10 protein-coding genes are annotated in these 8,406 nt (G+C 47.9%); 1 reads left to right on the top strand and 9 read right to left on the bottom strand.

Features of this window, described 5'->3' with window-relative positions; all coding sequences use genetic code 11:
* Nucleotides 1-116 precede the first annotated feature (116 nt).
* The 4 genes from KQJ23_RS21250 to KQJ23_RS21235 form a co-directional block, all read right to left on the bottom strand.
* Nucleotides 117-467 carry a type II toxin-antitoxin system PemK/MazF family toxin gene (locus tag KQJ23_RS21250; RefSeq protein WP_044477431.1) on the bottom strand — a complete coding sequence of 117 codons (351 nt, stop codon included), beginning with the start codon at nucleotides 465-467 and terminating at the stop codon, nucleotides 117-119.
* Nucleotides 468-470: 3 nt separating this feature from the next.
* Entirely contained in the window at nucleotides 471-752 is a 282-nt protein-coding gene (locus KQJ23_RS21245; RefSeq protein ID WP_044477430.1) for a CopG family ribbon-helix-helix protein, read from the bottom strand.
* A 225-nt stretch (nucleotides 753-977) separates the two neighbouring features.
* A complete protein-coding gene (alr, locus tag KQJ23_RS21240) occupies nucleotides 978-2,165 on the bottom strand; it encodes an alanine racemase (protein WP_216480918.1) in 1,188 nt (395 codons plus the stop codon).
* Between the two features lie 177 nt (nucleotides 2,166-2,342).
* A complete protein-coding gene (locus KQJ23_RS21235; RefSeq protein WP_216480917.1) occupies nucleotides 2,343-3,464 on the bottom strand; it encodes an outer membrane lipoprotein-sorting protein in 1,122 nt (373 codons plus the stop codon).
* 410 nt (nucleotides 3,465-3,874) lie between these two features.
* On the opposite strand from KQJ23_RS21235, the gene KQJ23_RS21230 reads away from it, so the two are divergent.
* Nucleotides 3,875-4,015: a tryptophanyl-tRNA synthetase gene (locus tag KQJ23_RS21230; RefSeq protein ID WP_249529961.1), complete on the top strand. Its 141-nt coding sequence runs from the start codon at nucleotides 3,875-3,877 to the stop codon at nucleotides 4,013-4,015.
* 29 nt (nucleotides 4,016-4,044) lie between these two features.
* Here the strand turns inward: KQJ23_RS21230 and KQJ23_RS21225 are convergent, their stop codons facing one another.
* From KQJ23_RS21225 to KQJ23_RS21205, 5 genes are all read right to left on the bottom strand, one after another.
* Entirely contained in the window at nucleotides 4,045-4,950 is a 906-nt protein-coding gene (locus tag KQJ23_RS21225) for a GNAT family N-acetyltransferase (protein WP_216480915.1), read from the bottom strand.
* A gap of 15 nt (nucleotides 4,951-4,965) precedes the next feature.
* Entirely contained in the window at nucleotides 4,966-5,814 is an 849-nt protein-coding gene (locus tag KQJ23_RS21220; protein ID WP_216480914.1) for a TrmH family RNA methyltransferase, read from the bottom strand.
* Nucleotides 5,815-5,951: 137 nt separating this feature from the next.
* Nucleotides 5,952-6,221 carry a CD3324 family protein gene (locus KQJ23_RS21215; protein ID WP_216480913.1) on the bottom strand — a complete coding sequence of 90 codons (270 nt, stop codon included), beginning with the start codon at nucleotides 6,219-6,221 and terminating at the stop codon, nucleotides 5,952-5,954.
* Between the two features lie 342 nt (nucleotides 6,222-6,563).
* Nucleotides 6,564-6,824 (bottom strand): hypothetical protein, encoded by a 261-nt coding sequence (locus KQJ23_RS21210; protein ID WP_216480912.1) that lies wholly within the window; start codon nucleotides 6,822-6,824, stop codon nucleotides 6,564-6,566.
* Nucleotides 6,825-7,152: 328 nt separating this feature from the next.
* Nucleotides 7,153-8,394 (bottom strand): MDR family MFS transporter, encoded by a 1,242-nt coding sequence (locus KQJ23_RS21205; RefSeq protein WP_216480911.1) that lies wholly within the window; start codon nucleotides 8,392-8,394, stop codon nucleotides 7,153-7,155.
* Nucleotides 8,395-8,406: the final 12 nt, after the last annotated feature.

Here is an 8,406-nt window from a genome sequence, read left to right as displayed (position 1 = left end):
CTACACCACCCGCATAGCGGGTGGTTTTCTGTTTCGCACGCTTCGCGTACTCAACTGGCTTAAGCCATTAATAAAAAAGCGCCCGGCTTAAAAGTCAGGGCGCTTCATATGAACACTTAAAAGTCGATTAACCCAAGACTGATCAATAAGGCTTCATTGACCTTCTTCATGGTTTCCTCATCCAAGTGCGTAATTTTGTCAGTAAGTCTCTGTTTGTCGATCGTACGAATTTGCTCCAGCAAAATTACGGAATCCCGGTCAAAGCCATGCGTCGCCGCTTCAATCTCAACATGCGTCGGCAGCTTTGCCTTCTGAATTTGCGCCGTTATAGCAGCAACAATTGCCGTAGGGCTAAATCGGTTGCCGATATCGTTCTGGATAATAAGCACAGGCCTTACTCCACCCTGCTCTGAGCCTACAACAGGAGAAAGGTCCGCAAAAAAAACGTCACCGCGCTTTACGATCAATAGTTACACCCCGCTTACTAGGCGGTCCAGAGTGATGTCTGCATCTTCCTCCGCTTGGAATGCTTCAGAGGCCATGGAAAGATTGATTTTTGCCATCTCCATATAGCCGCGCTGCATCGACTCGCGAATGAATCTCTTCTTCCGCTCATTCAAATACAGCTTCATGGCTTGCCTAATCAACTCGCTGCGATTGGAATTCTCCATTGCTACGATTCCATCCACTTCCTGTAAAAGATGATCCGGCAAACTGATCATGATTCTTTTGGTGTTCTGCAAATTGGCCATCTTAACTCCCACCCCCAAAACCTAGTCGACCCTGTTCCCTGACATACAGTATAGCGTTATTCAAGGAAATATATACAAAGAAGTATATGCCGAGCGTATATCAAGTATGCTGCATCCCATTATAAACAATATACTTCAATAATGCCATGTATTATTGTTTCGATGCTCCGGCATAAATTCCTTCCAGGACAAAAAAGTTTTGTTGGTTTTTGTCAATCACTGCAATTATTCACTTAATAGCGCATTAACTACCGTGACTGGTTCACCCGAGCGTACATACACTCTGACAACACGATGGGCCAGCATGCAGACCAATTCATAAGGGATGGTTCCAAGCTTCGTAGCCAGTTCGTCCGCGGTAATTACGCTGCCGGACTGCTGGCCGATGAGTACAACCTCCTCGCCGGCTTGAATTTCTTCGGCTTCGTCAGCCAAAGCCTCTAACGAAACCATGCATTGATCCATGCAGATCGTTCCAACGACAGGAACACGACGGCCGCGTATTAATACCTGCGCTTTGCCTCCCAGCATCCGCGAATATCCATCGGCATAGCCAATCGGCAATGTACCGATGATCTCCTCGCTGCTAGTTACATATCTGGCTCCATAACTGATAGCCGAATTCGGAGGTAGAGTCTTTACCCACACAATCTCGGTTTTCAGCGTCAAAATCGGATTCAGCTCAATTCGTTCCTTCCCAACCTCATCCGATGGATACAGACCATAGATCGAAATGCCGATCCGAACCATATTGACAGACAGCTCGGGCATGTCGATGGCAATTGCGCTATTACCCGTATGTATAACCGGGATCTCAATCCCTTCCTTGCGCAGCGCGTCCACTACTACCTGAAAACGCCGATACTGCTCCAATGTATAGCTCTTGTTCCGTTCATCCGCCGTGGCAAAGTGCGTGAACAGTCCCTCAACCTCCACATGGGGAAGCTGACGAAGTCTCAGAATAAAGGGCACGGCCTGTTCTGCGGTACGCAGTCCGAGGCGCCCCATTCCCGAGTCAATCTTGACATGGACTTGCAGCTTATGATCAAATTCCGTAGGATCAAGTTGCCCTATCGCCTCCAGCACCTCATCACTGAACGCGGTCAGTGTAATACGATGCTCCCACGCCTTATGTACTCCATGAGGAGGAGTATAGCCCAGCACCAGAATTGGCATCGTGATCCCGGCACTCCGCAATTCAAGCGCTTCGTCCAAAAATGCTACGCTGAGATAATCCGCGCCAAAGCGTTCCAGCTCTCTTGCAATTGTCACTGCTCCATGCCCATAGGCATTTGCTTTGACACAAGCAAGCAGCTTCATCTCTGCAGGCAGAACCTCACGAAATCTCCGGTAGTTGGAGTATAGGGCATCCAGATCAATAACAGCCCGGGTCGGTCGATAAGTCACTTGCACTTCAGGTCACCTTCTCAAAAGATTCAAAGTCCATGTAAAACAATACACCTATCGTAATGTTCTTTCGGTGCAGCTGTCAAATGAGAGAAGGCTTGAAGGATAAAAAGAGGCGGATAGACGGATGACGGAGGGACTATGATTCCCGTCCGAACAGCCGTAACCCGCCCGAACTACCTATTATTTACCCGTTTGATCCTGCATGGAAGCAGCGATTTTCACCATTTCGGATACGGGGAGGTCCTCGCTTGTAATCCGGAATTCCAGACCATCCGTTGTCCAGGTTAAAGTACGCAAGTCATCTCCACTAAGAAATCCGAAGGTAAAGCCCATATCGACGATTTCACCGGTTACGGTAGAGGCCGTGCGATCCGGGGAACGCGTCTCGGTGAGGGTGAACTGATATGTACCATTATAGCGCTGCAGTACCATAATCCGTTCTTCGCCCTCAACAACTTTATCGTCCTGATAGGCTACGCCGTCAGGCAAATAGGTCGGTACAATGACCCCGAAGGAATCTGTCAGTGCAGGAGCTGTTCCAGAAGCCGCTCCCTCTTCTCCCTCTGCAATTGTCCCTGATACTGGATCTTCGCTTGAGGAATCCGGAAGTTTTTCTACCAGCATCCCGTTCTCATCCACTTCTAACAAAGTCCCTTTGGCGTCCTCTGCAGCCATATCCAGATTGTGCTGCATATCGAAGGAATTATTCTCGAACTTGGTATCGAAATTAAAGCTGTCAAATTTAACTTCAACTACGACCTTAGCTTGAGAATCGGATACCTGTACCTGCTTAGGGGCGTAGTTTTCTTTATCAAGCCAAATCTTCTGGCGCACCAGGGCATGCGTATTATAATTGGCTGCAACCTCAAACACGTAATTTTCTTTGTCACTGGCGAATTGTCTTGCTCCGTCGCTCAGAATACTCCGGACAAGGGTCTGGTACAAGTAGACCTGTCCCTGATTCTCCGGCCAGTCGCTTTGGAAGCGGAAGCTCTTGTTCAAGCTTGGCGTCAGCACATAGACACCTTGTTCATTGCGAAGCACAATCTGGGTGACATCCTTCTCAGCATTCGTAAGTGCGATCCGGTAGAAAGACGGATTTTGATACCAGACCTCTACTCGATACTCCTGGGGCTTGTCACCCGTGTACAGCGTCATCACACCAGTACCCTGGTAACTCTCCAGTTTGTTCACTACTTTGTCCAAATCCTTGACGACGCCGGCCGCATCTTTCTTCCCGCATGCAACCAGTACGATGCTTACAACGATCATAATCGCCAGCATCTTCGTGATCCGACGCATGTGATCATCCCCTCTGCAGTTTGATTTCCTAAACTGATACATGTCTATGAGGGAACTTGGCCGATTATGCAGACGAGTTCTGCTTGACCCTAGACAAGTAGAAGATGGATTTCACCCTGCCTTAGGCGCAGTTTACATGGAGCACTATTGTACCTGTAAAAATACCCATGATTAATGCAAGAGAAATGATTGCGGTACACCGTACTTTTGCAACCATTGCCATGATTTCCTGACTTCTCTCTTGGTAGTTGTTCTCCAACCTATATCGGCCATCCGTTACAGGATAAGCTTCACGGTTTTACCTACCTCTTTCATATCCTTCGCAAAATCCTGAACGGTCTGCCAAATGAGACTCTTCTCGGCCGTTCCTTGCAACAAAAGCACTGGAGCCTATGAGGGAACGCCGGGCAATGTATAACCGACGTCCGGATGATATTGAGGATATTCTGAAGACTGGCACCCGCAGAGCACAAGAGCTGGCAAAGGAAACACTTGGCGAAGTGCGGGAAGCCATGGGATTGGATTATTTTAATCATAACCAGGTGAACTGATAAAGTGAGATGCACATAGCAAAATATACTTATCTCTTACTTTGAATCCAGCGGTACATGGAGACTTCCGGCTCAAAGCCGATTTTCCGGTAAAATGTCTGGCCTGAACCGACATATACTTTTACTGCACCAAGTGTTTTCAGCCGGTTCAGGCCTTCATAAATAACGGCTTTCCCCAGCCCTTTGCGTCTGTAAGCTTTATGCGTACCTACCGGCTCTAGAGTCGCTACCTTGTTCGCTTGATCCCACCAAAGACTGCAAAACGATACTACTTCCCCGGCGGTGTTCAGCACAGACAGTTCCAGCCCTGCTCTATAATCAGGTGCCTTGGCGATGTTTCCGTAATGGAGAAGCGTCTTGTCCGCATCGCTTGTGCCGGCGTAGTCGAAAGCCATGATATGCCCAAGGGCTTTTGTGCGGCTATCTACTTCTTCACCGGTTTTAATAACATAACCTTGCGGCAAGAAGACTTGAAAGTCTCTATCGAGTGGCAAAGACATTATCTTGTCTTCCCCTTGCCCACGCGTGTATCCCCTGGATTCCGCTATGCGCTCGATCCCTTTCATTCCCGCTGTTAACGCCAGCGCATTACGGGTGCAGAGCTGTCCCGGCTCGAAAATCAAAAGCTTCTCTTCCGCATACTCGAACAACTCCTGCACAAGCTGCTCTCCGGGCTCCAAGGAGTCCAGCAAAAAATACACATCCCCGTCATCACAAGCAACTGCCGCAATATCCCCGTTCTCATCTTCCCAAATTCCGATCCTGCTCTGCCACTGCTCCAATGTACCGTTTCTTGTCTCCTGAAAGAAAGGGACGAATTCCCAGCGGTCGATTCCCCAGTTATTAGGATGACCCAGCAAGCTTTGCGTTCTAATAATAAAATCTCGTACCTTATATAGATCATTAGGTTCATACTTCCGCAGACTTATCGTCATATTCTCCACCCTTTACTATCCTTGTTGTCTTTGTTGTATTACCGTATAAGCCAGAATCGAAGCCGCGACCCCGACATTCAAGGAATCGCATAAGCCGTGCATAGGAATTGAAACTAGCCGCGGCCCTGGATCGTACCAGATGTCGGAGAGTCCGTACCGCTCATTACCAACGACCAAGGCCGTATTATTTTCATAGCTAATGCTTGTGTATCCATCCACTGCTGCGGAATCCGCTAAATAAATTTGATAGTCCCTTGATGTCAACCACTTCACACAATGCTCTGCTTCGGCAAAATAAACCACCGGGACCCTAAATACTGCCCCCATACTGGCTTTGATCAATTTGGGATGGGTCATCCTCACGTTCATGTTGCACAGCAATACGGCATCCACCCCTGCTCCATCGCACGATCTCAGAATTGTCCCGATATTCCCCGGCGACTCCAAACCGTCCAATACCATCACCAAGGCTCTATCCGGCAAAATAAGTCCCCGCTCCCCGTATTCCTGCAATTCCGCAATTGTGATAAAGCCATCTGGTTTATCCCGGCCGCTTAACTTCTCCATGACTTTTTTGGAAACCGTATATATTTCTTCTGCGGACACGATCATTTTCTCCGCCAATTGTATTCCTTCTATACTGTAAATACATTCCGGGCAGATAATGAACGCTTTAATGCGAAGGCCGGCGGTCAGCAGTTTCTGCAGCGCCCACATCCCTTCGACGGCCAAATCTGTACCCGATTCGCCGCTTCCGCCGTTAAGCAGGCGCCTAAGCTCCGTTATTTTCTCGTGATGCATTCCGATCGTTTTAATCCTGTGAAGATTTCTATCCAATAATGACTTCAACTCGCGGTATTCCATAATAATCGATCCTTTTCGTGAATGAGCTACAGCTTAACAATAAAGAATCTCCTCAAAACCGAATAGATCGAGTTCTGTTCATATTTATTTTTGCCATAGCAAAGAGCCCGCTGCTATAACAACGAGCGGGCTTAACGCTATCTTTTTTTCGTGTAAACAATTCGCTTGATGCTATCGTGAGAAAGGCAGAAGGTATCAGCCAACTGGTCGATGGACTGCCCCGCAGAGAATCTGTCGCTAATTTCCTTGTTCCTGCGAATTAACAGTTCACGACTTCCGGAGATCTCTCCCCACTTTTTACGTACCCCGTCCGTATTCGGGATATATATCATAGTTCCTTGGATGTATTTCTGAATTTCTCTTAGCAACACTTCGGGCAAAACCGCATCCGCACTCTTATATTTCATATTTGCTCCGCTCCTTAAATCATGGTTGAGTTTAAGGGAGCAAAGCCTGCGGAGAATCAACTATCGACGGACATCCAGTCCGGTAAAAAGGGCGATGATTCATTATCGCTCCATGCAAATTATCGCCCTGCTGATCCTGCAGACTTTGCATGGAGCTTGGCAAGTACGAAATCGATAACCCAAACCATTCTGAATCCCCCCTTCTCTTATATTAGTATCATCACCAAGATACCATGAAAACGCTGTAATATCATTCACACCCTGCATAGCAGACAATAATATAGCTCCTTCCAGCATAAGGCGCAGTGCTTATCCTGAAAGGAGCTTCTATTTTTAAAAATACTAGAGCCAATATCTCCGTCTTCTCCGGCCATCCAGCAATACGATAACCAGCAAATCGAACAGGACTAACGGAAGAATCAAAGGAGCAAAGGTTACATGAGCTTTATTTCCTTCCGGATGAACTGAACTCGTCTTCAAATATAATCTATTCCCTTTTACTTTGACTATTGTCCCGTAAAGATCTGCCCCTGTCTTTGTTCGGATTCTCACCCGTTTTCCGATGTGCTTGCGAGCCAGCTTTACGCGTTCTTTTACCGTCACCGTTCCTCACCTCCCCAGGGTCATAACACAGTATACGTGTCATCCCCGGGAGGGACTGGGCTAATTCCTAGCTTTGAAAGAAACATATAGAGGTTGTTCAAAAAGTCATCTTTTGATCACGGAGTATATCAAGGGGTTGATTCGACATCGAATCTTGCGTTCACCCTCGAAGTCCAAACGGAGGCTTACGAGGCATGCTTCCTTTGGAAGCATTTTGCTCATATAGTTTTTGCCTACACTCCGTTCCTCCTTCTTCAGGTTCTCACAACCTTCTCGGTGCTGAAAAGCTGACTTTTTGAAACCGCACATATAGCGGCCTGTTTTCGAATTATCCTGTGAGGCTGTTCTGTCCCGAGTCTCGTGCCGGCTTGCCGGATAGGTGGCGATGTCCAAGAAACAAGAACGGCAGGCCAAATGCCGTCGTTAATGCAATGATCGCGAAGATCTGTACCGACCGGTCTACCCCTAAGCCTTCTAGTAAGAAGCCGCCAAGTAATGGTGCCAGCACATTGCCAAGATTATTAAAGCCGAACATTCCGAAATAAGTTCCTCTTAGCCCCGGTTTTGCAATCCGGTCAATCAATAAATCCGTCATCGTAAACATCAGAACTTCTCCGATCGTGAACAGAATAACGGCAAGGAACATCGTCCATAAGTACGGAAAAGCCCCGAATAAGAGCAGGCTGGATGCCACACACACATTCCCGGCAAAGAGCGGAACAACCGGAGAGAACCGGCTTGCCAGCCGGACGAGCGGGAACTGGATAATCAACACCGTAACTGCATTCAGAGAGATCATATACCCGAACCAGGTTGCGCTATCCTGAATAACCGAGCTTAATTCCATATACTGAGGAAGCGTAGAATTGAAATGACCGTATCCCAGCACACAGAAAATTGTTCCGATTAAGACGAAGATGAAGGTCCGATCCTTTCCCGTTACTCGCAGAGCTTCTGATAAGGTCAACCGTTCCTCAGCCTGTGACTTCACTCCCCCAATGTGGGTATGTCTACGGAATTGCACCAGAAGCGTCAGACCATAGCAAAAGTACACCAGCCCAGCGATATAGAACACATGAGCCGAGTCGGCGACGCCCATTTGCAGACCGATAATCGGACCCGCCACGACTCCGAGATTGATCGCCGCATAGCGCAGATTGAATACCAGCAGCCGGTTCTCCTTCGGGGTAATATCGGCAAGAAGCGCCCGCGAGGTTGGCTCAAACATGGCACGGCACAAGCCGTTCAATGCATTGAATACAAAGAAGAGCCAGATCCGGTCCGCCAGGGCAAAGCCGGCAAACACAATAGCCCAACCGAAGATTGAAATGAAGAGCACTTTCTTACGGCCAATCACGTCTGAAATATAACCGCCATAGAAGCTGGCAAACACTCCAATCAAAGAGCTGACAGCTACCACCATTCCAGCTTGGGACGGTGTTGCCGACAGCTTGCCGATCAAATAAATGGACAGAAAGGGAATACTCATCGAGGTCGCCATGCGCCCGAAAATAGTTCCAATAATGATCGTCCAGGACAACGGGTGAATCTGCTTTAACTGAGGGAACATGATGATCGCTAA

The organism is Paenibacillus brevis, from assembly GCF_018919145.1.
GTDB lineage: Bacteria > Bacillota > Bacilli > Paenibacillales > Paenibacillaceae > Fontibacillus > Fontibacillus brevis.
Note: the sequence above shows the minus strand (reverse complement) of the source record. Positions and strands in the feature narration are given on the sequence as shown.